Annotated in this window: 32 protein-coding genes and 1 riboswitch; of the genes, 5 read left to right on the top strand and 27 right to left on the bottom strand. The window is 56.8% G+C overall.

Annotation, left to right across the window (positions count from 1 at the left end):
- Window positions 1-7: 7 nt before the first annotated feature.
- From ACESLM_RS26340 to uptA, 20 genes are all read right to left on the bottom strand, one after another.
- A complete protein-coding gene (locus tag ACESLM_RS26340; RefSeq protein WP_094050960.1) occupies window positions 8-391 on the bottom strand; it encodes an ATPase in 384 nt (127 codons plus the stop codon).
- Between the two features lie 93 nt (window positions 392-484).
- Complete coding sequence (locus ACESLM_RS26345) at window positions 485-1,255, bottom strand: ABC transporter permease (protein WP_372636508.1); 771 nt, start codon at window positions 1,253-1,255, stop codon at window positions 485-487.
- A complete protein-coding gene (locus tag ACESLM_RS26350) occupies window positions 1,252-2,166 on the bottom strand; it encodes an ABC transporter ATP-binding protein (protein ID WP_372636510.1) in 915 nt (304 codons plus the stop codon). Before ACESLM_RS26350 ends, ACESLM_RS26345 begins: the two co-directional genes overlap by 4 nt.
- Entirely contained in the window at window positions 2,166-2,360 is a 195-nt protein-coding gene (locus ACESLM_RS26355) for a PLD nuclease N-terminal domain-containing protein (protein WP_372636512.1), read from the bottom strand. The genes ACESLM_RS26350 and ACESLM_RS26355 overlap by 1 nt, the downstream gene beginning before the upstream one ends.
- Window positions 2,353-2,607 (bottom strand): hypothetical protein, encoded by a 255-nt coding sequence (locus ACESLM_RS26360; RefSeq protein WP_372636515.1) that lies wholly within the window; start codon window positions 2,605-2,607, stop codon window positions 2,353-2,355. Before ACESLM_RS26360 ends, ACESLM_RS26355 begins: the two co-directional genes overlap by 8 nt.
- The gene (locus tag ACESLM_RS26365) at window positions 2,600-2,947 is read right to left on the bottom strand and encodes a YxlC family protein (protein WP_372636518.1); all 348 of its coding nucleotides are present in this window, start codon (window positions 2,945-2,947) and stop codon (window positions 2,600-2,602) included. The genes ACESLM_RS26360 and ACESLM_RS26365 overlap by 8 nt, the downstream gene beginning before the upstream one ends.
- Complete coding sequence (gene sigY / locus ACESLM_RS26370) at window positions 2,916-3,464, bottom strand: RNA polymerase sigma factor SigY (RefSeq protein ID WP_372636520.1); 549 nt, start codon at window positions 3,462-3,464, stop codon at window positions 2,916-2,918. The genes ACESLM_RS26365 and sigY overlap by 32 nt, the downstream gene beginning before the upstream one ends.
- 185 nt (window positions 3,465-3,649) lie before the next feature.
- The gene (locus tag ACESLM_RS26375) at window positions 3,650-4,861 is read right to left on the bottom strand and encodes a M24 family metallopeptidase (protein WP_372636522.1); all 1,212 of its coding nucleotides are present in this window, start codon (window positions 4,859-4,861) and stop codon (window positions 3,650-3,652) included.
- Between the two features lie 142 nt (window positions 4,862-5,003).
- Window positions 5,004-5,486: a hypothetical protein gene (locus ACESLM_RS26380; RefSeq protein ID WP_372636524.1), complete on the bottom strand. Its 483-nt coding sequence runs from the start codon at window positions 5,484-5,486 to the stop codon at window positions 5,004-5,006.
- A gap of 39 nt (window positions 5,487-5,525) precedes the next feature.
- The gene (locus ACESLM_RS26385; protein ID WP_372636527.1) at window positions 5,526-5,954 is read right to left on the bottom strand and encodes a hypothetical protein; all 429 of its coding nucleotides are present in this window, start codon (window positions 5,952-5,954) and stop codon (window positions 5,526-5,528) included.
- Window positions 5,951-6,097 (bottom strand): hypothetical protein, encoded by a 147-nt coding sequence (locus tag ACESLM_RS26390; RefSeq protein ID WP_372636530.1) that lies wholly within the window; start codon window positions 6,095-6,097, stop codon window positions 5,951-5,953. Before ACESLM_RS26390 ends, ACESLM_RS26385 begins: the two co-directional genes overlap by 4 nt.
- Before the next feature lie 49 nt (window positions 6,098-6,146).
- Window positions 6,147-6,296, bottom strand: coding sequence for a hypothetical protein (locus ACESLM_RS26395; RefSeq protein ID WP_181918100.1), 150 nt, complete (start codon window positions 6,294-6,296; stop codon window positions 6,147-6,149).
- Between the two features lie 16 nt (window positions 6,297-6,312).
- Window positions 6,313-7,206, bottom strand: a complete 894-nt coding sequence (locus ACESLM_RS26400; protein WP_372636533.1) for a hypothetical protein — start codon at window positions 7,204-7,206, stop codon at window positions 6,313-6,315.
- 38 nt (window positions 7,207-7,244) lie between these two features.
- On the bottom strand, window positions 7,245-8,186 hold the full coding sequence (locus ACESLM_RS26405; RefSeq protein WP_372636536.1) for a hypothetical protein: 942 nt from the start codon (window positions 8,184-8,186) through the stop codon (window positions 7,245-7,247).
- Window positions 8,180-9,607 (bottom strand): ATPase, T2SS/T4P/T4SS family, encoded by a 1,428-nt coding sequence (locus ACESLM_RS26410; RefSeq protein ID WP_372636539.1) that lies wholly within the window; start codon window positions 9,605-9,607, stop codon window positions 8,180-8,182. Before ACESLM_RS26410 ends, ACESLM_RS26405 begins: the two co-directional genes overlap by 7 nt.
- Complete coding sequence (locus ACESLM_RS26415; protein WP_372636542.1) at window positions 9,604-10,443, bottom strand: CpaE/TadZ family protein; 840 nt, start codon at window positions 10,441-10,443, stop codon at window positions 9,604-9,606. The genes ACESLM_RS26410 and ACESLM_RS26415 overlap by 4 nt, the downstream gene beginning before the upstream one ends.
- Window positions 10,440-11,150, bottom strand: coding sequence for a CpaB family protein (locus ACESLM_RS26420; protein ID WP_372636545.1), 711 nt, complete (start codon window positions 11,148-11,150; stop codon window positions 10,440-10,442). The genes ACESLM_RS26415 and ACESLM_RS26420 overlap by 4 nt, the downstream gene beginning before the upstream one ends.
- Before the next feature lie 209 nt (window positions 11,151-11,359).
- The gene (locus tag ACESLM_RS26425; RefSeq protein WP_372636548.1) at window positions 11,360-11,986 is read right to left on the bottom strand and encodes an MBL fold metallo-hydrolase; all 627 of its coding nucleotides are present in this window, start codon (window positions 11,984-11,986) and stop codon (window positions 11,360-11,362) included.
- Window positions 11,987-11,998: 12 nt separating this feature from the next.
- Entirely contained in the window at window positions 11,999-12,565 is a 567-nt protein-coding gene (locus ACESLM_RS26430; protein WP_372636550.1) for a thioredoxin family protein, read from the bottom strand.
- Window positions 12,566-12,603: 38 nt separating this feature from the next.
- On the bottom strand, window positions 12,604-13,215 hold the full coding sequence (uptA, locus tag ACESLM_RS26435; RefSeq protein ID WP_372636553.1) for an undecaprenyl phosphate transporter UptA: 612 nt from the start codon (window positions 13,213-13,215) through the stop codon (window positions 12,604-12,606).
- Between the two features lie 194 nt (window positions 13,216-13,409).
- On the opposite strand from uptA, the gene ACESLM_RS26440 reads away from it, so the two are divergent.
- Window positions 13,410-13,865: a cupredoxin domain-containing protein gene (locus ACESLM_RS26440; RefSeq protein WP_372636556.1), complete on the top strand. Its 456-nt coding sequence runs from the start codon at window positions 13,410-13,412 to the stop codon at window positions 13,863-13,865.
- Window positions 13,866-13,925: 60 nt separating this feature from the next.
- Window positions 13,926-14,237 carry a dehydrogenase gene (locus ACESLM_RS26445; RefSeq protein WP_372636559.1) on the top strand — a complete coding sequence of 104 codons (312 nt, stop codon included), beginning with the start codon at window positions 13,926-13,928 and terminating at the stop codon, window positions 14,235-14,237.
- Window positions 14,238-14,313: 76 nt separating this feature from the next.
- Here ACESLM_RS26445 and ACESLM_RS26450 read toward each other — a convergent pair whose 3' ends face one another.
- From ACESLM_RS26450 to yyaC, 7 genes are all read right to left on the bottom strand, one after another.
- Window positions 14,314-14,679 carry a hypothetical protein gene (locus ACESLM_RS26450; RefSeq protein WP_372636561.1) on the bottom strand — a complete coding sequence of 122 codons (366 nt, stop codon included), beginning with the start codon at window positions 14,677-14,679 and terminating at the stop codon, window positions 14,314-14,316.
- A 129-nt stretch (window positions 14,680-14,808) separates the two neighbouring features.
- A complete protein-coding gene (locus ACESLM_RS26455; protein ID WP_372636564.1) occupies window positions 14,809-15,504 on the bottom strand; it encodes a PilZ domain-containing protein in 696 nt (231 codons plus the stop codon).
- A 104-nt stretch (window positions 15,505-15,608) separates the two neighbouring features.
- Window positions 15,609-15,695, bottom strand: a riboswitch (cyclic di-GMP riboswitch).
- A gap of 84 nt (window positions 15,696-15,779) precedes the next feature.
- Window positions 15,780-17,435: a histidine kinase N-terminal 7TM domain-containing diguanylate cyclase gene (locus tag ACESLM_RS26460; RefSeq protein WP_372636567.1), complete on the bottom strand. Its 1,656-nt coding sequence runs from the start codon at window positions 17,433-17,435 to the stop codon at window positions 15,780-15,782.
- A gap of 177 nt (window positions 17,436-17,612) precedes the next feature.
- Window positions 17,613-18,803: a class I SAM-dependent methyltransferase gene (locus ACESLM_RS26465; protein WP_372636570.1), complete on the bottom strand. Its 1,191-nt coding sequence runs from the start codon at window positions 18,801-18,803 to the stop codon at window positions 17,613-17,615.
- Window positions 18,800-19,462: a DUF6483 family protein gene (locus tag ACESLM_RS26470; RefSeq protein ID WP_372636572.1), complete on the bottom strand. Its 663-nt coding sequence runs from the start codon at window positions 19,460-19,462 to the stop codon at window positions 18,800-18,802. Before ACESLM_RS26470 ends, ACESLM_RS26465 begins: the two co-directional genes overlap by 4 nt.
- Window positions 19,455-20,267, bottom strand: a complete 813-nt coding sequence (locus ACESLM_RS26475) for an alpha/beta fold hydrolase (RefSeq protein WP_372636575.1) — start codon at window positions 20,265-20,267, stop codon at window positions 19,455-19,457. The genes ACESLM_RS26470 and ACESLM_RS26475 overlap by 8 nt, the downstream gene beginning before the upstream one ends.
- Window positions 20,260-20,826, bottom strand: coding sequence for a spore protease YyaC (yyaC, locus tag ACESLM_RS26480; protein WP_372636578.1), 567 nt, complete (start codon window positions 20,824-20,826; stop codon window positions 20,260-20,262). Before yyaC ends, ACESLM_RS26475 begins: the two co-directional genes overlap by 8 nt.
- 160 nt (window positions 20,827-20,986) lie before the next feature.
- Between yyaC and ACESLM_RS26485 the strand changes: the two genes are divergently transcribed.
- From ACESLM_RS26485 to ACESLM_RS26495, 3 genes are all read left to right on the top strand, one after another.
- Entirely contained in the window at window positions 20,987-21,208 is a 222-nt protein-coding gene (locus ACESLM_RS26485) for a DUF1128 domain-containing protein (protein ID WP_094050984.1), read from the top strand.
- Window positions 21,209-21,394: 186 nt separating this feature from the next.
- A complete protein-coding gene (locus tag ACESLM_RS26490) occupies window positions 21,395-21,565 on the top strand; it encodes a hypothetical protein (RefSeq protein ID WP_158223997.1) in 171 nt (56 codons plus the stop codon).
- Between the two features lie 48 nt (window positions 21,566-21,613).
- Window positions 21,614-22,510 carry a LysR family transcriptional regulator gene (locus ACESLM_RS26495; protein WP_372636581.1) on the top strand — a complete coding sequence of 299 codons (897 nt, stop codon included), beginning with the start codon at window positions 21,614-21,616 and terminating at the stop codon, window positions 22,508-22,510.
- Window positions 22,511-22,900: the final 390 nt, after the last annotated feature.

Genomic DNA, 22,900 nt, shown 5'->3' on the forward strand with positions numbered 1-22,900 from the left:
TTTCCGATCAGATCCAAGCCTTCAGGTTCACTTGGCGTATGAACTCCTCGCGGCTGAGCACTTCCTTGCCAGAGTCGTCCGCCGGCTGTTCGTCCGCTTGATCGCCGTTCATAATCCGCTTGAACAGTTCTTCGTTGCGGGTTACCAAGGCGAAGTCGATCAACGCTTCCTTCTCGATCCGATCGGCTTCCAGCTCAAGCAGCGTTCGCTCCAGCTCGATGTCCGAATCCGGCACGTAAAATTGTCTATTGGCTTTAGGCACGCGAATAATATAATCGAATGCGCTGTCGTTATTACGATCATAGGCGATAATGTAGCCGTATTCGCCCACAGGCAAATTCTGCTCAAACCGGTCATCCACGATGACGATTCTTTCCCCCAGCTGCAGCATGCCGATTCTCCTCCCCTACTCTCCCGGAATACTACTATCCTACTAGAAAAGCATAACCTTATGCAAACACTGTCATTCCGGAGAGGAGAAAATCTAAGGCCTTGCTGCGTTCGCTCCTTTAACCGCAACCGTCATTAGCGCCAAAACACCTATAGCCGTCACGAAAGCCGCAGTCGTCCACGATGAACTTTCACCCGCAGTTAATCCGACAATTGCAGAGCTGTTCAGTTCGGATGGGAGCCATGAAAGCTTGTTCTCGAACAATCCTCGGACAAGCTGCAGAACGAGCGCTAACCCGAAAGCGGAGAAAGCGGCTCCGGCAGGAGAACGAATCCAGGCGCTGGCCGCGATAGTAATCGTCCCTACGAATACGAGCCAAGCATAGTAAAGGAATCCCGAGCCGACGACCATTGCCGCGTCAGCCCTCCCGATCAATAGATCGGTATAATACCAGGCAGCGCCATAGCCCAATGCGAAAGAAAAGCCGACGATCAAACACAATGCCGTCCATTTGGAAGCGACATAGGCCAACGGTGCGACCGGTTTCACCAAAATCCAAGCAGCCGTTCCGTTCCTCTTTTCGCCGGATATGGTCCCCATGTATGCCAGACAGATCGCGAGCATCCCGATCATTCCGAATTGGCCTAATACCTGCCCCAAAACTTCTCCGGGCCTCGGAATCGGGATTTGAATCACAGCGCCTTCCGGCAGATTGCCCGCGGCGGCGATGATGTCCGGCATGAATTTGGCGCTGATCGGCTGAATAAGGCCGAGCAGGACGAAGACCGCCGGCAGCCAGATCAATTTGCCTGTGCGCAACGCCTCCCGCAGCTCCTTGACTAGCAATACCCCGTATTGCCTCATGATCGTACCGCCTCCATGAACCAATGCTCCAGCGACTTTCTTCCGACTTCGAACGTTGTCAGCTTAACTCCTTGCTCCAAAGCGCTCCTGAGCACCTTATCGCGCAAAGCATCCAAATGATCCGTCTCGATCCGGCATTGGCATTCTTCATCTTCGACGCTCGTCGCTTCGGGCAAATCTCGCAAACCGGCGATCCATCGGCTCGCGTTCTCGCTCCGTTCCGCGACGATTCTTAAGAATGGCTTGCCCGCGGCTCGACGAAGCTGTTCCATGCCATCTTGCACGACGACTCGCCCTTTGTTCATCAAGATCAATTCGTCGCAGATCTGTTCGGCATCATGAAGTACATGAGTCGACAGCACGACCGTCATTTTTTGTTTCCAGTCGGCCAGCATTTCAAGCACGTCCCGTCTGCCGATCGGGTCCAGCGCTGACACGGGCTCGTCCAACAGTAACAGACGGGGACTATGAATAACCGCCTGCGCAAGACCCAATCTTTGCTTCATGCCGCCGGAATACCCCGCTACGCGCCGATGAGCCGCATCCTTTAACCCGGCGGCTTCCAGAAGCTCTTCACTTCGACGAGCCGCTTCAGTTGCGGACAAGCCGCAAAGGCGACCGGCGGTCAGCATCGTTTCGCGCCCCGTCATCCATCCGAAAAAAGACGGATGCTGCGGCAGAAATCCCATCCATCGTCTGCGATCGCCAGGTAGCTCTCCGCTTGCCTTGAGCTTGCCGGACGACGGCTCCAGCAGGCCCGCGAGAATGGAGAGAGTCGTCGTCTTACCGGCTCCGTTAGGTCCGAGCAGCGCGATACAGCGTTTCTCCCCGATCGCGAAGCTGGCCTCTTTAACCGCTTCCGTTCGGCCGAAGCTTCGCGACAGATTATCAGCGACCAGAATGTTGTTCATCACGTATCCTTCCTGCCGAAGGCGAAAAACAGGATCGGCCCCAAAATATTTATAATAACGATAATCGCGGCCCACATCCATTTGTTCCCTCGGACGGTATGGGCGCGAAATAAAAACACGAGCGCAGTTGTCATTAGAAACACCTGAATGACGGCGACCGGAATCAAAATTTGCACAAGCTGGGCCTTATCCATCTTTCGTCTCTCCTTCAGGATGATCTCCCGTGGATTTCGTCTGTCGTTTCTGTTTACGCGCATTCCAAGTTTGCAAGATCAAATAGGTCAACAACGGCGAAGGAAAATTCGTCAATCCCCATAGCCCCCAAAACCAAGCTTTCCTCCCCCGCGACCGGGCATGCAGGAACAATCCCGTACTCTGCGCGAACAGCAGCATTCCAATTCCCAGCCACAGCAGCCACTCCATTTGCCCCACATCATTCATAAGCGGTCGGCTCCTTGTTCCGTTTCTTTCTTATCTCGCTAAGGAGCACTAGGATGCCTATTCCGGAGGAGAGAGCCTGGAATTTCCAGAAAATGACGGAAAGTTCTGAGAAGTCCCTTCCCAGCAGCAGCATTCCCGTAATGACCGGAAGAGCGACCGACCACAATACGATCAGATCGCGCCATAACTTTCTTCTGGCGTTTTTCCGCCGTTCCCGCACAAGCGCGCTCCAAACTTCGGGTTGGGCTGGAGCGATCGGATAAGCCGTTTCAAGATCGTCCCATGCCTGTTTGAGAGCCTGCTTGATCTTATCCTCGTTTTCCCTGCCGGGTCTCGTCATCGTCTCCCCACTCCTCTCGAATTTTTCGAATGCTATGATGAATCCTCGATTTAACCGTCCCTGCTGGAAGAGCCATCATCTCTCCGATTTCCTCATAGGTGAATCCATAGTAATGCTTGAGCACGAGCGGCATCCTTTCTTCCCGTCCCATCTTCTCCAAACACGCCATCAGTTCCGTCCATTCGGCGCCCCGGGACACCGTTTCCCATTGAAAAGCGGACATGCGGGCTTCTTCCTTCAAAATGGCGGTTTCCAGCTTCCTTCTGCGAACGGCGTCCAGAAATAGTCTCGTACCGATCGTGATAAGCCATGTGGAAAATTTGGAGCTTCCGTCGTACCGGTCGATTTTCTCGATCGCCCTGATCATCGTCTCCTGGGTCATATCTTCGGCGACCGAACGATCCATCGTAATCTTCAGCAAATAGTGAAACACGAAAGCGTAATGCTCTCGCAGAAGGTTTGCCAGCTCCGCATCCGTTATCCGTCCCGCGCGGGAGTTTTTGCCCGATCGAACCATATCGCTTCGCTCCCGCCTCCTCAAGTTCGTAGTAGAGTTTCTCGTCTATCGCAGCTTATACGAACGAGGGGATAATTTCGTTCACCTAAAATAAAAAAACCGAAAACCTTCGCGGTTCCCGGCAGTTTCCCGATTTCGATATAGGTTGAACCAATGAAGAAGGAGCCCACTACATTCCGAAAGGGTTATAACTCATACAGTTTTTCCGGTGATTTTGTAAGTGCCCGAGAGCCATTCTCCGTGACGAGATACGTATTCTCGATGCCGACGACGCCCTGTCCCGGAAACGTGAACTTGGGCTCCACGGCCAGCGTCATGCCCGGCTCGAGCGGATCGCGGAAGCCTCTGGCGAGCACGGGCCATTCGTCGATTTCCAGGCCGATGCCGTGGCCGAGAAACTTCACCTGATCCTTGCCGAAGCCCATGAAATGCCCGGCCAATCCGGCTTTATCCGCCGTTTCGAGCGCTTGGACATAAATCTGTTCGGGCGTCGTGCCGGGGCGAAGAAGCCGCTCCGCGTCGCGAATGATCTCTTCCGTTACCCGGTAGGCCGCTTCAAGCTCCGGACTCAGCGTTCCGATGACCGCCGTGCGCGTCTGGTCGATCACGTAGCCGTCGATGCAGCAGCCCAGGTCCAGCAAGATCGGTTCGTTACGGCCGATCGGGCGGAGGCTGACGCTCTTCGGCGAAGCCGGCGACAATCCGCGTCCTCCGGCCGGGCCGTCGAAATAGGACGGCTCGGCCGCGGCTTCGCCGGCGGAGACGATGCCGGTCATAATTTCCTGGTTGTATCCGCGCATGCGCAGCAAACCGATATGGCCTCTTCTGCGAATGCCATGCTCGATGACCGCCATCAGCTCCAGCTCGGTCATTCCCGGCTTCAGCTCCGCCAGGCCTTCGTCCAGAGCGGCGGCGACGACTTCGGCGGCATTGGAGATGCGGCCGATCTCGTATTCGGACTTCACGCTGCGGACGGATCTGAGCATCGCCGACGAATCGACGATGCGGGCCGCGGGGATAACCTCCCCGAGCTTCAAGTAAAGCTGGGCGGGCATCACGTCGAGATCCGAGCCGATAAGTGGAGGCTGTCCCTCCTCCGTTCCCGCAAAGCTCTGCGGATAGTCCGACCGCAGCTGTTCGCCGAACCCGCGGAACGACAGCAGCTCCGCCGTTCTGATCCGCGACTCCTCCAATGCCCTTACCAGGCTTCTTCTTACGTAATAGGTCGGCTCTCCGGCAGCCGGGACGAAAACGTACCCGGCCTGCATCGAACCCGTAAAATAATAAATACCGACATTTTGCGTGATCAGGCAGCCGGCCATACCGGCGGCCGAGAGCTTAACCTGCAATCTATGGACGCGATCGGACCATTCTCCGTTCGGCGGAACCGTGCTCATCGTGCGCATCTCCTTGTAATCGAAGTCATCTTCCACTCCCTCCATTAGAGCAAAGATGGGATCGACCGTCAATCGAGACGCGATCGGTCGCCTATCAGATTCGGCGCGCTCCCGGCGAGCGCTGCTCTGCTGACGCCCCTCGCTAAAACACCAGCTCAGCCGCTCCCTTCAGCTCCCATTCGACCGGAGCCAGCACGCCGAATAATCGCGGATATTTGACATGCGCGATCAGCACGACTCCCGGGCGATCCAACGTCACCTCGTAATCGTACTGAGGATTGCGATAAGTATAAGGAAAGCTCGAGTCCTCATTAATAATCTCGAACGCAATCATCTGGACCGGATCGCGGAGGAAGCTCCCGGGCAGAGGCTCGAGACCTGCATCCAACGACAAGTTGTAGCTCAAATACGACAAAGCCGTCTGCCCGGCGACATCCGGATCGATCGATACGATTCCCATTTCCAGCTTCTCCCGATCGACCTGCTGGGCAGCGGCGTGCGCCGCGCGGTCGATCGCGCGCTTCGCTTCGTGAACGACCCGCATAGCCGCCTCTTCGTCGATCTGCAACGCATGGAGCATCCACCAAAAAATGATCATCAGCACGCTGAATATTAGCTTGGCCATCCCCAGGTCCACTCCTTCCGCAGCCGCTCCGCTCGACGGTCAATCGGGAACGTATTCGCTCATTTTCATTCCCCTGCCGGATATGCGGGCGTATTCCGATGGCGGGGATAGACCGATCAACCGGTCGATATCGAGCAGGTTTTCGTACGGATACGCGATGCGCAGGCGCAGGCCGGTGCCTCTGAGCAGCGGGTTCGCCGATTCGCCTCCGTCCGCCCCCGAGGCGGTATGGATCTCATACTCCAACAGCGCCGGGGCAAAGCCGTATTGCGCCAGCCGGACGCGAGACTCCTCGACCATCCAGCCGTCAATATAGCCGTACCTGCCGCTCGCTCCGATCTCCAGCATGTAATCGACTTCCTGCTGCAGCAGCGCCTGACGGATGACAAGCACATGCTTATAAATAGGAGAGAACATCAGCCAGCAAAACAAAGCGGCGAACAGCACGAATACGAGCAGCTGTTTCATGGGCTGATGCGGGACAGCCGATCTGCCATCCGGCTGCCGGAATCGGTTATTTTCGCGTTCGCTCCGTTTTCTCCTTGCGCGAACGACGCATACAGCAGCACGACCGTAACAATCAACAGCATCGTCATGAGCAACTGTCTCATCTCGAAGCTCCTTTCCGAAAGTCGACTATCGGGTTTTGATCCGCATGGCTTAAGGCTGCATATTGCCGAGTGTCGTATTGGCCGTGTCTCCGTGCGTCTCGATCCGGGCTTTCGTCCCTGTATTGTCTTGGGCGATAATCGAATTGAACATAAGCGCGACAACGATCAGCATCATGACCGTAATCAGAATGTTTCTCATAACGGTACCCTCCCTTCTATGGATTCAGAGCATCGAACAGCTTGGCCGCTTCCTGCACCCACGGGTACAGAAACACTTGGAACGTGTACAAAATGGGAACCCCCGCGAGCACGAACAGCAAGTAGGAAGTCGTCTCCTTGCGGCTCTGCCTGGACAGCTCGATCTGCGCTTTATAATCTCGTACGATTTCTCTCATTAAAGCGTAGATTTCTTCGCTTTCGTTCAGCCGGAGCGACCGAATGGTCTCCGCGAAACCATAGGCTTCGTCCGTGCCGAGGCGTTCCTTGAACCGCTTAAGGGCAGCGTCCGCGTCATGATACCATTCGTTCAGCAGCAGCCCCATCTCGTTGCGGATGTGGCGGGTCAGGGACAAGCATTTCATCAGTTTGCCGTGGAGGTGCATTCTGGAACCCGTGTAATACAGCAGTTGGCTGATCACGGCCACGATCTCCCGGCGAATCCGGTCCGTCCGGTAACGGCGGATCGAGTGCAGCGCCGAACGATCGAGCGATAAGAGAACCGTCGCGACCGCAAGTACGAAGATCGCGTTCCAAGCCGTAAGCGAGGACATCGCCTTGCTCGCCTGCAGCGCGTACAGCGCCAGCCCGGCAGCGGGGAACGCGGTCATCAGGCAGCGGCGCAGCGCCAGATAGGATTCCGGCGAATATCGGATGCCGCAGCCCGAGAGCAGCACTCTCCTCTCTTGCAGGGCGACGCTTTCCCGGTCCGTCCGCCAAATTTTGTACCACCAGCGGGGAGCGCGGCGCTTGCGCCAACCTTTCAGATGAATGCGCCAACGATTCCGCGGCGCGAAAATAACTCTGGCCGCCGCATAGATGCCGCCGAACACAAGCGAAAATTGCAGCAGCCAGCTTAATCCGAACGTCAGCGACTTCATGAACTCCGACATCCCGCCTCCCCCTTTTCTTACCGTGCATGAACTGCCTTTTATAGCTTCCTTCTGGACAGGTAAAGCCCCATCATGAACGAACCGAACAGCAGCATCACCGCGTTAAGCAGCATTTCCCTCCCTCCGGCGTCGACGATGTAGTATTCGTAGCTTCCCGTCGGATTGAGCTTGAAGTTCACGCCCATGAAAATGCCGAGAAACAGCACCGGCGTATAATTCGCCAAGCGGATTTCGAGCATCCGATGCCTTTCCACCTGGTTGGCGAGCTGGGCTTTGCGCATATCGGAGATCAGTTCCTGGAGATTGTCCGAGACGTTATTGCCTTCCTCCAAGGCGATCTTCAGAATGTTGCCGAAGTATTCCGCCCACATGTTGCCGAACGACAGCGAGAATCGGCGCAAGCTGCCTTCGTCGTCTCCTTTGACCGAGAGGTTGCGGTAGAGCTGGTCGAACACCGCCTGTACCTCCCCCGGCAGCCGGCGCTCCTCCACCGTCTTCTGCAGAGCGATCCGGATATGACGGCACCCGGTAACGAGATAGCTCTGATAGAACAGCTCGACCGCGGGGAGAAATTCCAGGCGCGTCGACATCTGGCGGTTCATCAGCGACATTCTTAAGGCGAGATAGGGCGTGCAGCTCAGCATGAACAGCAAAGTCAGCACAGAGCGAACGGACTGGAATACGACGGCCCCGACAACGATTCCGAGCAGCCCCATGCCCAGAGAGCAGACGACGAACCCTGCCGGCTTCATTCGCCAACCCAGTGCCAGCAGCAAGTCGGACACGTGGCGATGCGGCCTGCTCCATCGATTCCATCGCGGCGGCAGCAACTCTTCGCTTCCTCTGCCTCCTCCGCGGCTTCCCCGCAATCGCCGCTTGCGCGACTGGCCGCTCCACCAAGCCGACAAGCCGAAATATACGCTGGTCGCCAAGAGCAGGAACAACAAAGCGGCAAGACCAAGGACGGCTAGCTTTAACAAGATGTCTCCCCCCTCGGCCCGCCTTCCGCAATCAGCCGATAGCCTTCCGGATCTGCTCGCTGAATTTTGCGAAGCGCCTTCGGAGAGAAGCCGTCGGGGAAGACCCAACGATCCTCGCTTTCCTCATAGCGAACGAGATCGCGGACATGCACTTCTCCGTCCCGCCATTCGAACTCGCCGACCCTGGCCAGCCTGCGCACGCCGCCGATCATTCTCATCTCGAATCCGATATGCGTGACATGTTCGGCGATTCTTCGGGTCATCGTCATCGGATTCATTCCCCTCCCATCCAACATGCACATATCGGTGATCGTATCTGGCACGTCCTCCAGACCGCTGGCATGAACGGACGTAATGCTCCCCTCGTGCCCCCGCGTGCAGGCGCGAACGTAAATGTTCGCGTCCTCGTCGCGAATCTCCGCATGGCAGATCCGCTGCGGGGATTGCCTGAGCGCCAGCTTAAACGCCTGACGGGGACCGTGCAGCGGATCGTCCTCCTCGGCCTCGTATTCCACGACGTTTTTCTCCGGGAAATCCCGTCCCAGCATCAGCTCGTACCTTCCTTCGATCGTCACGATCCGCTCCTCGTCCGGCATGGCCGAGATCAGAGCTTTGATCAGGTGTGTCTTGCCCGTATTCGTAGCCCCGATCACGACCATATTGAAGCGGCTCCGTACGATTACGAGCAGCAATGCCTTGACCCGTTCGTCCATCGTGCGGTATTCGGCCCGGCAGAGCGTATCCAGGCTGAACTTCTTCACCGTATAGAGCCGAATCGTCAGCGTCGGCTGCGCGGTAAAGCCGAAGCCCGTCAGCGTGACGCGGGAGCCGTCTAGCAGCAGCACTTCCGCCCAGCGCTTGCGAGGATTGATCCTGTCGTTGTTGAACAGCACCAGATTCTGCTGAATTCTCTCTACCTCGCTTACCTCCCGAAACCGGTAAGGTGAAGCCGCCGCCCGGCCGTCCCGTACCTCGAAGATGCGCATGCCGACCACCTGCACCTCCTCCAGCCCCTCGCGATCGCGAAGCACCAGCTCCAGGACATTCATCCCGATGACTTCGGCGAACAACGCCTCCGCCAGCGTCGGATAAGGCAGGCTGCCGAACTGGACGTGCTGCAGCCGCTTGCGGATAATCCAGTCGGAGATGATCGCCAGCATTTCCGCCCGCTCCTGCGGAAAACCGATAATCGCCCGGTTCAGCTTCTCCGCGTATTGCCTGCGCTCTTCCTCGCTCCAGCCTCTGGGCGTCGACAGCATCTGCCGCACTTCCTCTGTATAAGCCCTCAGCTGATTCAAGCCTGCGGAAGAATCCCTGTCGTCGAGCGAAACGGCCGCCGGGACCGTATTGGAGGTCTGCAATTGGGCAGCGTAAGCGGCGGGCGAGAAGCGGCTGCTTCCCGTCCGAAGCTCCACGCTCACGTTCTTCTCCTTCTGTGCATGAGCAATCTGCGCATCCACGGCCTATTCGTCTTCTGCAGCCGGTCCGACCAGTTCAGCCGGCCGATCAGCGGCTCGGCGACCGCGTCGAAAGCGGCGGCGTGCTTCTCTTCCGAAGCCAGCCATTCGTCCAACCTGCCGCTGTCCAATTGCAGATGCACGCTCTCCAGCAGCTTCAGTTCGGTAAACTCCGTGCATCCGGTTTCTTTGCGAATTTCCTTCATTCCGAATCCTCCCCCTGTCGATCGATGATTGCCCTGGAGCAGCACCAGTTGAAATTGCTCCGGGCTCATTCCGAATTGCGGACCGACTTGACCGGTCCAGCGATGGACGTACTCCTGAAAATGGCTGAGGCTGCCCGTCGTGACAAGAAAACGCTCGTCCGCTTCGCGCATGGCGCAGATCGTCGCCGCGTTGTCCCAATAAGCGCTGACGTCGGCGATCGTCAGATCGAACGCCTCGCGGGACGCCGCCAGCAGTTGCTTCATATCTTCCGGCTCGTAATACTCCGCCTGCTCCCGCGACAAGTTGCCGAACAGGACGTGCAGTCCGCCCGGCTTGGACGGTCGGAAGGCGTAACGACTCAGCTTGTCGCCGGTCAGCGTTCCCGCCCTGAGCTCCGGCCGCACTCCGTCCAGCGTGACGTCCGGCTTGTCGACGCCCAGATACAAGTGCGTCTTGGCGCTCTTCAGGTTCAGGCAGAGGAAGCCGACCTTGCGGCCGGTCAGCGCCGCGATGCGATAAGCGGTTCCGAACGCCGTCAGAGACGTGCCGATATTCGGAGTCGAGCCCGCGAATGCCGCCAATCTGCCGCTCATGGGCGATCCTCTTCCCGAATCGACGACGCCTGGAACGCGATGACCAGCTTGACCGTTCCGTCCTTGCAGGCGGCGTCGAGCGCCAACCACTGCGCCTCCGTCAAATTCAAATTGATCGCGTCGATCGTCCCGTTGGCGTCGCGCCGGGAAGCGTACATGCCCTCCTTGTCACCGCTGGCCATCGACATCAGATTCGAGTTTTTCGGATTGTCGATTTCCAGATTCGCGGCCGTCTTCACCCCCGCGACCGATACGGCCTCGGGAAACAGCCTGCGCGGTTCGGCCTCCGAGCCCGACAAGTACACGACCGCCTCGTCGCCTGCCCGTATGCCGCTGGAGATCGACTTGACGTACTCCCGCGGAATCTGGAACGTCGACTGCCCGGCCTTGGGCAGCAGTCGATACTTGTCGACCTTCCAGCGCAGCAGCGGCTCTCGGCCGCCGAGCGGCATCGACGTCTCCAACCCCAGCGCTTCCGATACGTCGGTCATCATCTCCGACGACAGCGCGGATCGCGGCATCGCCATCGTCGTCAGATGCGCCTCCTCCAGGCGAGTGCCCGTCGCGATAAATTGTTTCGGAACGACGACTTCCGTCATCTCCTGAAGCTCGATCTGCCTGAGCTGCAGCAAATACACGCCGTAGACGAGCGCTCCCGACAGCACCGCCGCAGTCAGGCTGATCGCGGCTTGCTTTCTCCTGTTCATGCCAACACCCTCTCTTCGGAAAATAAAAAAGAACGCAAGGATAGAGGGTTACCTCCATCGCATGCGTTCTTCGCAGCGTAAGTTCACGTTCTATATAGACTTGCTGGACTTGACTAGGCTCAATATAACAAATCCCAAGCCCACTTGTAAAGACCTTTTATAACAATTTCTAACAAACTTCCCATCTAGGGCGTGTATGCATACACGCCCTAGCGTACGTACGGGTTCTCTCGCCGCTCTTCCCCGATCGTCGTCTCCGGTCCGTGACCCGGCAGGACGAGCGTATCGTCGGGCAGCACGTACAGCTTCTCCCTGATCGAACGGGATAGCTGCTCCTGGTTGCCGCCGGGCAAATCCGTCCGTCCGACAGAGCGGCGGAACAACGCGTCGCCCGCAAACAGCAGATCGCCGACGAGTAAGCCGACGCTTCCCGGCGAATGTCCCGGCGTATGCTTCACCTTGAACGTCTCGCCGATCAGCTCCAACTCCTGGCCGTCCCCCAAGCCGTGTTCGGCCGGCTCCGTCACGATCGGCGGAGTGACGTCGGCCCAGCGCGCCGAGCCGTTTTTCCCCGCGTCGGTCAGCCAGTCTTGCTCGGCGGGATGCAGATAGACGGGGCAGTTGTATTTCTTGCGCAGATGGTCCACTCCGCCGATATGGTCGAAATGGGCGTGCGTCAGTAGAATCGCCTCGACCTTCAGGCCGTCCAGCTTGCGCATCAGCGCGCCGTCCGCCGTTCCGGGGTCGATGACCACCGCGCGGGTTCTGTCTTCGTTAACGACAACGTAAGCGTTCGTCTGCAGCGCTCCAAGCGCGAATCTTTGAAAAGTCAGCATCGTGCGGCGTCCTCACACTCCGGACAGAATGTCGCGGATTTCTTCCAAAATGACTTTCTGATACGCGTTGTCTTCCCCGTAACGACGTCCGATTTCCTTTCTCGCCTCGGTGAGCTTCTCCTGGTAGTCCGGCGCTTCGCGATCGGGGTTTTCCGCCTTGAACGCGGTCATGACCTCTTGCACGTATTTCGGACGGGCGCCCCACTTGCCGAGCAGATGACCCCCGGTATCGATGAACAGAACGACCGGAATGGCGCGCCCGCCCATCGTCAGATGCTGGTCCATCAAATCGAGATTCTCCTCCATGATCAGCACTTCCGTCGGGATGCCCGCCTTCTCCATCGCCTTGAACACGACCGGCACGTTGCGCACGACGTCTCCGCACCAGTCCGCGGCCAAAATCATGCAGCGCAAGTCGTCCCGGTTGTTCAGCGAATCGTAAAACTCCTCGAGCTCCTCCGTATGCCATTCGAACCGGTTCAGCCAAGATTCGAACGTCTCCCGGTTTTTCGTCATTCCCTCGATAAATTGGTCGGGAGACAATCCCTTATGTAATTTGCTGGCGATCAGCTGGCTCATTCGTCCAAGCTCCTCTCTCGTACCGCGTTGTCTTTATTTTAGATGCTTTTGCCTCTCTTGCGCAAATATTGGACGAGGAAGTAAACCACAAGCAGCCCCAGCGCGGCAATCAATATCCAGCGAATCAGAGGCGCCGCCTCATCCGCAACCGATTCCCACTTATCTCCGAGCGAGAAACCCAGCCATACGAACAATATGGACCAAGGAACGGAAGCGAGCGCAGTTAGCCAGGTAAATTGCCACAGATTCATTCTGGCCATTCCAGCCGGAATAGAAACCGCTTGGCGCATGACCGGCACGAAACGGCCCGTAAACACGATCATAGGCCCGTATTTCTCGAACCATTTTTCCGCAAGATCGATATGCTTGGCCTTCAAGTGCAAGTACTTGCCGAACTTGTCCAGAAACGGCCTTCCCCCGTAGCGGCCGATCGCATAGAGCAGCCACTGCTGCAAAATGGCGCCGATCGTCCCGCAAATAACGGCAACCGGGAAAGAGATAATGTCCTGATAGACGAGATATCCCGCGTACCCCAATACGATTTCGCTCGGAATGACTTCGATCGCCAATCCGATAATAATGCCCCAGTACCCTAAACTCTCGACCCAGGCCAACAATTGCGACAACCATTCGTGCAGCGTATCCATCATCGTTTACAACCTGCCTTTTTCCCCATTGATAGAGACCTTCTGCCCCTCCGTCAGCCGTCTTCATTCTAGCACAGGCTCGCGGCTTCCTTCCAGTTATACGGAGCTCGGGCAAAATCGTTGCAGGCTTGTCATGAGAGGACGGGCCTACGCATAGACTTCGATTAGGTGGACAAAGTTGAAGAGGAGAGAGCGGAATGAATAAAATCGTCATTCTTAACCGTAAGAAAATCCAGCTGTACGCGGTCATCGCGGCCGTCGTTATTCTGGCCGGCGCCTATATCGGCTGGCAGCAATCGAAACCCGCCTTGGCTCCTGCGGGCGGCGTAGCGACCAAGCAAGTCCTGCATCTGACGACGGGCGAATTCACGGCTCAAGGAGACAACGGCAAGAAGCTGGAAACGTACCTGTTCTACCCGGGCACGGTCGTCGCCAAAAAAGGCGTCCCCGTCGAGCTCCGGATTACCGGCATCAACGGCCAGTCCCATCCGTTCGTAATCGAAGGCCTCGACATCAAGGGCAACATCAGCAAAGGCAAGACGACCGTCGTCAGCTTCACCCCGAAGGAAGCCGGCATCTACTCCATCGTCTGCCAGACGCACGCCGATCCGAAAACCGGCGGGCCGATGGTCGGCTATCTCGTTATTCAGTAACTCGCGGTGACCTCCCCTTCCTCCCCCGCATAGGGTATGGAAGAGAGGCAGGTGTACCCGATGAAAATGTTCCAGGAAAAGCACTCCTCCCCGCTGCCTACGCCGCGCGGCATTCGCCGGGCATGCTCGAACGAGCTGTACCGGACCGTCAAAAGGCTGAAGCAGCACGTCCCCGCCCCGCTCGTCCGGGAAGCCGAGGAGCTGTACTTCAAGCGGGTAATCGGCAACCTGATGTGGATCTCGGAAAACAAGAGCAATCGCAAAAAGCTGGCCGATTGGTGGGAAGAGGAAGTCAGCGGCGACATTGCCGAGCTGTGGAACGTCGATCGGACGAAGCTGACAAAAGCTTTCCGGGAAGCGTTCGGCGGATAAAGAAATGGGTTGGGCGCCGCCGATTTCGGCTGAGCCCAACCCTGCTTCATTTCCTCGGCCCGGCCTTCCATTCCGATCAGCCGATAATCGCGAACGTCTGCACTCCTGCCGGAATCGTGCGGGTACGAAACAGAACCCCATTATTGTTAAAGACGCGCAGCGTATAGGCGACATTGGTCAAAGTGCGAATGTTATTAAAGCGAACGACTCCGAACCGGTCGAAGTTGGCCGCGTCGACCAGTTGCCCGCCGCGGAAAACCCGGGCAAAAAAGCCCGTCGTGTCGAAAGGAACGCCGGTGCTCTGCACCCATACGACCGTAAGCCGGCTAAACGTCTGGCCGCTGTTGCCGGTGCGCGCAATTTGTGCGGGAACCGTATTCGTCTTCAACACTTTGGATCGCTTGGAATCCCTTTTCGGGGGCTTCGGATAGCGAATGGCCATTAAGGATATCCCTCCTTCTTGCCGTTTACCCCCAATCTATGCCGGAGTCGCAAACGGCTAAACGGACACCCTCCCATCGCCTCGTCCATATTCGCAGATTTCCTCGAATATCCCGTATTCCGTTCTCCCTTAACGTTTCTTGCTCAGACTACGGCGCGTATTCGCGTTCTTCTGCACCTGATGGCGCAAAATAAGCGCGCGCAGAGGACGCAGCATCTCCGGTTCGAGAACGTGCATCTTGGCCCCGCAATGCATCCGGTTCTCCTGCCGCTCGCGGCGCACGATCTCCAGCTCGCAGTCGAACGAGATTCCGATCTCAACCGTCGCCCTGAGCCTCGACTTCGTCGCGAAATGCGGCGCGTCCAGACCCGAGAAACTGATCCCGGATATGCTGATATCATGAATCGTGAGGCCGTCGGAATCGCCGATCTCCCGATCCTCTCCGGAACTGCCCAGCACTCGGACGATCTGGACCTTCCCTTCGATCTCGACCCGCGGCTGTTCCCTTCTTTCCTTGAATCGCTTTTGCAGCTCGGGAGGCTGCAAGAGCGCAATCGCTCCTTCGTACTTGGCGAATACAATCGAGGACATCGATTGTATTCCCGCGGGCGAATACACGGTCATCTTTACCGTTTCCCCTAGCTCGAACTGTTCGAATTCCGGAAGCTCAACCTCGAACAATTCTCCCTCCACGTGGGTCATAACGCCCGTCGTCACGAAATTTTTCCCTTCCACGACGGTCCGGCAGTGCAACAGCACGTTTAAGGGAAGCAAATCTTTGTCCAGATCGGATAATGCGGCTCTGTTGTCTCCGGTATGCGCCATCTCCGCCCAACCACCTTCCTGACTGCTTGACTTCTATACGAAAAAAAACAGGCAACCCCTCTATGGGAGCAGCCCGTTTCGCCTGAATCATCCATGTAGGGACTATCGGCAGCCAGGCTGTCATCGTCCTCGGGACATTAGACCCTGTAGCTTTGCGTCCTTGCTTTTCAGCAAGTTTGCCTTTATCCAAATCCGTCTTCTAATGGAACGATTGTACCATATTCGGCATCTTTTCGTCATATGTTTTTTTGCCGATCCGCCGGGGCGCCAGCCCGTCAGCGAGCCATGACGACGCGGTTTCTTCCCTCGTTCTTGGCTTTGTACAGAGCGGAGTCCGCGCTGGAGAACACCTCTCGCAAATATTCCTTCGGATCGTTGAACTTCAAGCTCTCGCTGGACTCGGACAGCACGCCCATGCTGATCGTGACGCCGACCTTGTCCGCGCCGGCTTCCACCTGGTTCTCTCCGACGGCGAGCATGATTCTCTCCGCCAGCAGCTCCGCTTGCTCCCGGTTCGTATGCGGCAGGTACACGGTGAACTCTTCTCCTCCGTACCTCGCCAGAATATCCGTTCTCCGCAGCATGGAACGAACGATTTCGGCCGTGCTGCGCAGCACCTCATCGCCGACAAGATGACCGTATTTGTCGTTGATTTGCTTGAAATGGTCGATATCGAACAGGAAGATGGCGAACGGAATTTGATACCTCATGTTCAGCAGCACTTCATGCTCCAACTGCTGCATCAGATATCTCCGGTTAAAGCAGCCGGTCAACCCGTCGGTGACGGCCATCTGCTCCAGCTTCTGATTGACGCGGAACAGCTCTTCCTGGATCGTGATCAGTTCCAGATTGCGCTCGTGCAGCGCCTCGTTCTTGCGATTCATCTCCACGACCAGCTTGCGCAGCTCCGAGACGTCGTGGAAAGTAATGATCCTTCCCAGCAGCGTTTTGCGGCTGTCCAGGACGGGAGAGATTTGGATCGATACGTGTCTGCCCGACGAATCCTGAAGCGAGAACTCCATCTGCAGCTTCTCGTGGGGATGATGATTGTAGCGGTACAGAAATTCGTAGACTTCCCCCTGCACCTGCAGAGGAGCCAGGAACTTCTCCATCTCGAACGTCTCGCCTTTCGTCACCTGCACGAGAGGGGACGCCCCCCGATTCACTTCCAGCACTTTGCCGTTCTCGTCCACGACGATGACTCCGGTCGTCATATGCTCGAAAATATCCCGCTGCGCCATGCTCAAAATATCGAACATGCCGAATCGATAGATTGCGATAACGAAGCACAGATCGGAGAGCAGAATGCCCAGCGCGAGCAAGCCCGGCACGACCGGCAGCCACTCTACGAGAAGCACGTTGACGAATACGTCCAGCAGGCCGAGTCCCGTCAGCACGAACATTCCGATTAAAGCGGTTGCAAGCTGCTTGCGTTGGTTTACGGACGTTACCGACTTCAAAGCGTGGAACATATTCAACAGAGCGACGAAGAAATAGGCGAATTGGACGAGCACGAGCAGCCAAAACAAAGGACCGTAGTCCCGGTCCGTGTAGCTGTCGACCACCGGGGCCATGAACAGCCTGTTCGGGTTCCACATGGCGGCCGCGATGCACAGTGCCGCGGGAGTAATGTACAGCAGAATGCGTCCGCCCTTCAGCTGGGCCGACTTGCTCGTGAGGAAGAAGACGAAGAATAACCAGCCGGGACCAAGCATCCCCATGGCTACGAAGGATAAGTTGATAAAAAACAGCTGAACGCCCGGGAAATCCGTCAGCTTAACCGCGAACTGCCCAAGCGGCCACAGCATCATGACAAAATGAAAAGCCAAATACACTTTATGCGTCGTCGTAATTCTATTAACGGCAATCACGCCGACGAATAATAGAAAGAGCATCAGAAAAAGGATAAAATCAATCCATTGGACTCCCAAGGCATTCACCTTTTCATAAAGGGGCTTGAATAAAAAAATGCGGCAGGCATGTTTGATTTTACCATATCGCCGCTTTTTCCGACAACCGAATATCCACCGAAAGCCTTTATTTTATATATTTTTTATATATTTTCAAGGACTTTTTTACTTATTTTTATGAGACTTTAGTCGTATTACTTAAATTTTCCTGTCCATAAACGGAGAAACGGACAAAAAGTCCCGAAAACGCTCGTATTCGGAACGGAGATTTTCGACGTCTTGCTTGCCGCGGGCTTTGACCGCTCGGATCAGCAAATTTTTCGGCGTGTGCTCCAGATCGATGAACTCGAGCAGCTGCGTGCGGTAGCCGGCAAGCTCCAGCAAATTCGCCCGGATCGCGTCCGTCGCGAGCGCCGCGAACCGCTCCTTCAGAATGCCATGCTTCAGCAAAGGCTGCAGCACCGGCTGGGAAATTTGGCGGAACAGCTCGTGCTGGCAGCAGGGAACGGACAGAATGACGCTGGCCCCCCACCCGATCGCCTTCAGCAGCGCGGCGTCCGTTGCCGTGTCGCAGGCATGCAGGGTAACGACCATATCGACCGACTCCCGCTCCTCGAAATCCGAGATGTCCCCTACGGCGAACGTCAGATCGCTCCAGCCGAGCTCGGAGGCGAGCTTGGCGCAATCCGCGATAACGTCCTTCTTCAGGTCCAGCCCGAAGATGCGGACGGACATCCCCAGCTTGATCGCCAAATAGTGATAGAGCGCGAAGGTCAAATACGATTTTCCGCAGCCGAAGTCCACGATGTGCAGCGGCTTGTCCTTGGGCAGCTCGGGCGCCGCGTCGGCCACCATCTCGAGAAAACGGTTGATCTGCCGGAATTTATCGTACTTCGCTTTGACGATTCTGCCTTCAGCCGTCATAACGCCTAGAGCGATCAGGAACGGAACCGGCTCTCCCTCCGGAAGAACGTACCGCTTGTCCCGATTGTGCGGCTGGGGAACTGCTTTCACTTTCGCGCCTTTTCCCCCTTCGTCCGGAGACTTCGCCTTGGAGATCAGCGTCAGCTCGCCCTTCTTGTTCGCGAGCGCCTGAATGTCGGCTTCCGTAGTTTGGATCAGCGCCTGCTTGTAGCCGTTCATCTCGGCCGCCAGCTTGTCCGCCAACTCGTCCGCACTCACGTTTTCGTGAAACGCCTTGTTTTCCGCAAGCCGTTCGAACTGATAGCGCAGTCCGTTTTTGAGTTGAACGGGCCTTACGGTCGCTTTGCGGGCGATCGTCCCGTCCTTGCGCCTGGGGGAACTGAATACCGCCTGCACCAGACGTTCCCCTTCCGCGACCTTCTCCAGCAGCGCCAGCCACTCCTCTTGCCCGACTTTCCCGCTCACGACACCTTCTCCTTCATCAACGCCGCCCACTGTCGGCGTCCTTCTTCCAGCTCTTCCCGCGCCAAGCCTCCGGCTTCAAGAACGTCGTCCGCGCAAGCCGCCAGCCGCTCGTAGAAACCGTCGCCTTCCGCCTTCGTCACGGCTTGTGCGTCCGCAAGCTCGTAGAGCTCGTTTTCCGCCTCCGCCATTCTGCCCTCCGCTTCATGCCATCGCCACATCGCTCTTCTCGTTTCCGCATCGAGCTCATAGGGCTCCAACGCCTTCAGCAGCTCCGACACTCTGGCGCGAACGTCCCAACCGTCGATCTCCATGCCGTGGCGCAGCATGAACAGGCTTAACCGGAGAGCCTTAGCGTATCTCGGCACGCTCTCCCCCGTCTCCCCCAGATCGTGCAGCAAATCCGCCTCCTGCTGCAAGAACGCCGCAACGACGGCGACCGATTCCGCATTCGGGCTTCCCGTCACCGAGAGCATCGACAGCAGATCGTCGTCGCTCAGCCCCATCGCCAGCCGCGAACGCAATCTTAACTCCCGGCCGAGAAACTCGTCGATCAGATCGAGCGCCTCCCTCTGCTTTTGCTGTTGCCTTAGTCCCGCCGCTTTGCCCAGCATAAGGCCGGCTTGCGTTAACAGACGAATCAAATAATCCCTCTCAAACACCGTCAATCCCCCGATTCCGCTTCAAAAACTCCCCGATGCGCGCGGCCGTCGCCCGCGGATCTTCCATCATCCCCATATGGCCGACGCCTTCCAGCGTAATCGCCGTCACGTTGTCCCCGGATACCGGGAATCTTTTCTCGGGCGGCACGACCTCGTCCGACTGCCCCGCAAGCAGCAGAATCGGCAGATTCAGCCGCTCCAGGACGGACACGCGATCGGGTCTCGCCCTCATTCCGAGCGCGCAGCCCATAGCTCCTTCCGCGGACGTTCCGTAGCCGATTTCCTTCGCCTTCGCGACCAACTCCGGCCTGCTCTCCCGATGGTTTGGGGCAAACAGCTTCGGTACGAGGCCGTCGACGAACGAGGCGACCCCTTGCGAGCGGATCGCTTCAACCGCCTTAAGCCGGTTTTCCTTCGCTTGCTCGGTATCCGGGAAAGCGGTCGAGTGCACCAGTCCCAGCGTGCTTAGGCGTTCCGGATACTTCTCCGCGAAGGCCAAAGCCGCGTAACCGCCCAAGGAATGCCCGAACAAGCTGATCTTTGTCAGTTTCAACTCGTCCATCAAGGCGGCCACGTCGTCGGCCAACTCCTCCATCGCGTAGCGGTCTTCCGCCCCCGCGGCATCGGAATTTCCGTGTCCCCTCAAGTCGGGGGCGATGACGCGACCGAACTCGGCGAGATGCGGGAGCGTCTTCTCCCAATATCCGCGGCTTCCGCAAAAACCGTGGAGAAGAACGAGCGGCTCTCCAGCGCCCGCTTCCTCGTAAGCAACCGCAATTCCGGTAGACAACTGTTTTTTATTCATATGAGCTTGTCCTTTCTGCGTTCGGATTAAAATGTTGTTCATCCTGTCCCATCACCGCGCTCGCGATAGCATCGGCGATCTCCTCGGCCATCCGCATAACGCGGTACAGCGACGTGGATTGCAGCGTCCAGTAGGGCTTGAGGCTGATCTCGTTTACGACTCCAGCGATGCTGTAAGTCCCCACGGCGCCTAAGCTTCCGTTCACCGAGCGGGCCGGAACGAGCGGGCCCTTCCTCGCCAGGAACATGCCCACGCTCTCCGGGCGCCCCAGACAAGCGTCGATCGCGATGACGATCGCGTCGTCCGGCAGCGTTCGCGCAAGCCGCGGCAGCGTATTCGCGTCGCACGGATCCTTCAGCGTGCCCAGCACGCCGGGGACGCCCCGTTCCTCCAGCAGCGTGCCGACCCACGGCCCCAGGCTGTCGCCCGTTGACCGGTCCGTTCCGATGCACAGGAAGATCAGTTCCTGTCTCGCATGATCGGAGACGATTCGGCTTGCGAAAGCCTGCAATCCGGCGGCGTCGACCCGGTCGGCTTCCTCCGGCTTGCGATCGGTCATCAGACTCTCTCCCATCTTCCGTTCTTCTTTTTCTCAGGTTACCACTCCGGCAAGCGGAATTCCACTTTTGTGCCTGCGCTCATTCGTACACAATCGAGCGAACCGCTCCTTCCTATGGTACAATATCAGCATCCTATATACGCCAGAGAGGAAGAAACCGATGGATCTGAACCAACCGACGCAAGAAAACGTGGAATATATGATCGAGGCGATTAAGTCAAAGCTGCGCATGGCTACGGGCTCCGCGATGCAGGCCTCCGGCTTTTCGGTCGACAAATACGAGGATTTGAAAGACATCTACGACATGGTCAATTCCAAGGAGCGCTTCAGCATCAGCGAAGTCGAAGCCCTCGTATCCGAATTGGGCAAGCTCCGGGGCTAATCCCCGCTCAGCATACGACCTGGCAGCGCGGACAGCAATCAGGCCCGCGCTGTTTGCGTTTTGTCGAAATCTCCATGATGGCGTTTCCATCGAAAAAACCGATCGTAAGTATGAAAAAAACTCGCTAACTCGTTCTCCCCAAGCGCTGATATGATGATTATCAACAAAAATTGGGAGGCGAGAAAGATGTTGCTTCATGAATACACGGCATATAAAATATTGGAAAGCGATCGGATTCTGCTGGAGAGAGCGTTAGAATTCCATGCCAAGGCGTTCGAGAACGAAGCCGTCCCCTCGCGGAAAAAGTGGGTGGGACTGCTGACGATTCTGTTTGCCGCGAATTACTTTTCGAAATAACAGCAAACGGTTCGCGAAGGGGAGTTGATGAGCGTGGATTTAATTTACATGAAATCTTTTTTGGAAGTCGCGCGCTGTCAAAGCTTCACCAAAGCGGCGGAAAACCTCGGCTACGTGCAGTCCAGCGTAACCGCGCAAATTCAGAAGCTGGAACAAGAATACGGAGTCGTCCTGTTCGAGAGGTACGGCAGATCGATGCGGCTTACTTCTGCCGGAGAGCAGCTGAGGGAAACTTTCGCCCGCATTCTGGAGCTGTACGACGACTCCAAGCGGACGATCGCCAGACAGGCGAAGGGCATTCTGGAAATCGGAACGATCGAGTCGCTGATGGCCTTCCTGCTTCCTCCGCTGTTTCATCGCTTCCTGCAAAGCTTCCCCGAGATCAACCTGCAGGTGAACGAGCTTACTGAACCTTCCATCCTGCAAGCTATTCGCACCGGCCAGTTGGATGTCGGCATTCTAATGGATCTGCCGATCGACGACGAAGACATCGAATCGATCATCGTCCGCCAGGAACCTCTCGTCCTCGTCGCCCATCCCGAGCATCCCCTGAGCGCCTTGCAACATGTCGGCGTCGCGGATCTGAACGGCCAGTACCTAATCGTAACCGAGCAAGGCTGCACTTACCGGGCGGCATTGGAACGTTTGCTGGGTCAGCATGGGATCAACTACCAAATCTTGCACGAATTCGGCAGTCTGGAAGCAATCAAGCAGTGCGTGAGTTACGGTCTCGGGATCGCGCTCGTCCCCCGGATCACCGTCACCCGCGAACTAATCGAGCGCACGCTGGTCACTCTCCCCTTTACGCATACGGATATCACCTTCTATACGCAAATCGTTCATCACAAGAAAAAATGGCTCAGCCCCGCCATCCGTCACCTGATCGACCTGCTCGAAGGAAAATGCGGCGACGCCCTTCCTTCCGTCGAGACCCACATCTCTTAACTAACCGCATTCCGTCCGAGTCGGATAAACAGCGCGCAAAGATACAATCACGCTCTGGCATCCCGACTCTCCCGGATTGCCTTTTCCGATTACGGTGCCTCCCCCCTCCCATACTCTGGCCTATCCTCGGTCCTCTTCCATATTCTTACTCCCCGTCTTCTAGCCTATCTCTTCTCACCCTTACCTGAGTCATGTACAGTTACTATTCTCTCTATTTCTTTTCTGTCCTCGCCCGCTTCTTCATCCCGCCCCCCTATCTGCCATTCACTCAGGGAAGCCGATTTTGAGATACAAAGGCGTTCCTGAGCACAGAAAAAATCGTGAAAATTCCTATTTATTAGAAAATTTTAATCAAAACAAGAACAAGTGTTTGGTATAATCAAAATAAGA

Source organism: Cohnella sp. (assembly GCF_041641335.1).
In the GTDB taxonomy this organism is placed as follows: Bacteria; Bacillota; Bacilli; order Paenibacillales; family Paenibacillaceae; genus Cohnella.

What these genes read in the sequence shown, in the direction of transcription:
- ACESLM_RS26340 (WP_094050960.1), bottom strand. Translation starts at nt 391, where the DNA reads ATGCTGCAGCTGGGGGAAAGAATCGTCATCGTGGATGACCGGTTTGAG.
- ACESLM_RS26345 (WP_372636508.1), bottom strand. Translation starts at nt 1,255, where the DNA reads ATGAGGCAATACGGGGTATTGCTAGTCAAGGAGCTGCGGGAGGCGTTG.
- ACESLM_RS26350 (WP_372636510.1), bottom strand. Translation starts at nt 2,166, where the DNA reads ATGAACAACATTCTGGTCGCTGATAATCTGTCGCGAAGCTTCGGCCGA.
- ACESLM_RS26355 (WP_372636512.1), bottom strand. Translation starts at nt 2,360, where the DNA reads ATGGATAAGGCCCAGCTTGTGCAAATTTTGATTCCGGTCGCCGTCATT.
- ACESLM_RS26360 (WP_372636515.1), bottom strand. Translation starts at nt 2,607, where the DNA reads ATGAATGATGTGGGGCAAATGGAGTGGCTGCTGTGGCTGGGAATTGGA.
- ACESLM_RS26365 (WP_372636518.1), bottom strand. Translation starts at nt 2,947, where the DNA reads ATGACGAGACCCGGCAGGGAAAACGAGGATAAGATCAAGCAGGCTCTC.
- sigY (WP_372636520.1), bottom strand. Translation starts at nt 3,464, where the DNA reads ATGGTTCGATCGGGCAAAAACTCCCGCGCGGGACGGATAACGGATGCG.
- ACESLM_RS26375 (WP_372636522.1), bottom strand. Translation starts at nt 4,861, where the DNA reads ATGAGCACGGTTCCGCCGAACGGAGAATGGTCCGATCGCGTCCATAGA.
- ACESLM_RS26380 (WP_372636524.1), bottom strand. Translation starts at nt 5,486, where the DNA reads ATGGCCAAGCTAATATTCAGCGTGCTGATGATCATTTTTTGGTGGATG.
- ACESLM_RS26385 (WP_372636527.1), bottom strand. Translation starts at nt 5,954, where the DNA reads ATGAAACAGCTGCTCGTATTCGTGCTGTTCGCCGCTTTGTTTTGCTGG.
- ACESLM_RS26390 (WP_372636530.1), bottom strand. Translation starts at nt 6,097, where the DNA reads ATGAGACAGTTGCTCATGACGATGCTGTTGATTGTTACGGTCGTGCTG.
- ACESLM_RS26395 (WP_181918100.1), bottom strand. Translation starts at nt 6,296, where the DNA reads ATGAGAAACATTCTGATTACGGTCATGATGCTGATCGTTGTCGCGCTT.
- ACESLM_RS26400 (WP_372636533.1), bottom strand. Translation starts at nt 7,206, where the DNA reads ATGTCGGAGTTCATGAAGTCGCTGACGTTCGGATTAAGCTGGCTGCTG.
- ACESLM_RS26415 (WP_372636542.1), bottom strand. Translation starts at nt 10,443, where the DNA reads ATGAGCGGCAGATTGGCGGCATTCGCGGGCTCGACTCCGAATATCGGC.
- ACESLM_RS26420 (WP_372636545.1), bottom strand. Translation starts at nt 11,150, where the DNA reads ATGAACAGGAGAAAGCAAGCCGCGATCAGCCTGACTGCGGCGGTGCTG.
- ACESLM_RS26425 (WP_372636548.1), bottom strand. Translation starts at nt 11,986, where the DNA reads ATGCTGACTTTTCAAAGATTCGCGCTTGGAGCGCTGCAGACGAACGCT.
- ACESLM_RS26430 (WP_372636550.1), bottom strand. Translation starts at nt 12,565, where the DNA reads ATGAGCCAGCTGATCGCCAGCAAATTACATAAGGGATTGTCTCCCGAC.
- uptA (WP_372636553.1), bottom strand. Translation starts at nt 13,215, where the DNA reads ATGATGGATACGCTGCACGAATGGTTGTCGCAATTGTTGGCCTGGGTC.
- ACESLM_RS26440 (WP_372636556.1), top strand. Translation starts at nt 13,410, where the DNA reads ATGAATAAAATCGTCATTCTTAACCGTAAGAAAATCCAGCTGTACGCG.
- ACESLM_RS26445 (WP_372636559.1), top strand. Translation starts at nt 13,926, where the DNA reads ATGAAAATGTTCCAGGAAAAGCACTCCTCCCCGCTGCCTACGCCGCGC.
- ACESLM_RS26450 (WP_372636561.1), bottom strand. Translation starts at nt 14,679, where the DNA reads ATGGCCATTCGCTATCCGAAGCCCCCGAAAAGGGATTCCAAGCGATCC.
- ACESLM_RS26455 (WP_372636564.1), bottom strand. Translation starts at nt 15,504, where the DNA reads ATGGCGCATACCGGAGACAACAGAGCCGCATTATCCGATCTGGACAAA.
- ACESLM_RS26475 (WP_372636575.1), bottom strand. Translation starts at nt 20,267, where the DNA reads ATGAATAAAAAACAGTTGTCTACCGGAATTGCGGTTGCTTACGAGGAA.
- yyaC (WP_372636578.1), bottom strand. Translation starts at nt 20,826, where the DNA reads ATGACCGATCGCAAGCCGGAGGAAGCCGACCGGGTCGACGCCGCCGGA.
- ACESLM_RS26485 (WP_094050984.1), top strand. Translation starts at nt 20,987, where the DNA reads ATGGATCTGAACCAACCGACGCAAGAAAACGTGGAATATATGATCGAG.
- ACESLM_RS26490 (WP_158223997.1), top strand. Translation starts at nt 21,395, where the DNA reads ATGTTGCTTCATGAATACACGGCATATAAAATATTGGAAAGCGATCGG.
- ACESLM_RS26495 (WP_372636581.1), top strand. Translation starts at nt 21,614, where the DNA reads ATGAAATCTTTTTTGGAAGTCGCGCGCTGTCAAAGCTTCACCAAAGCG.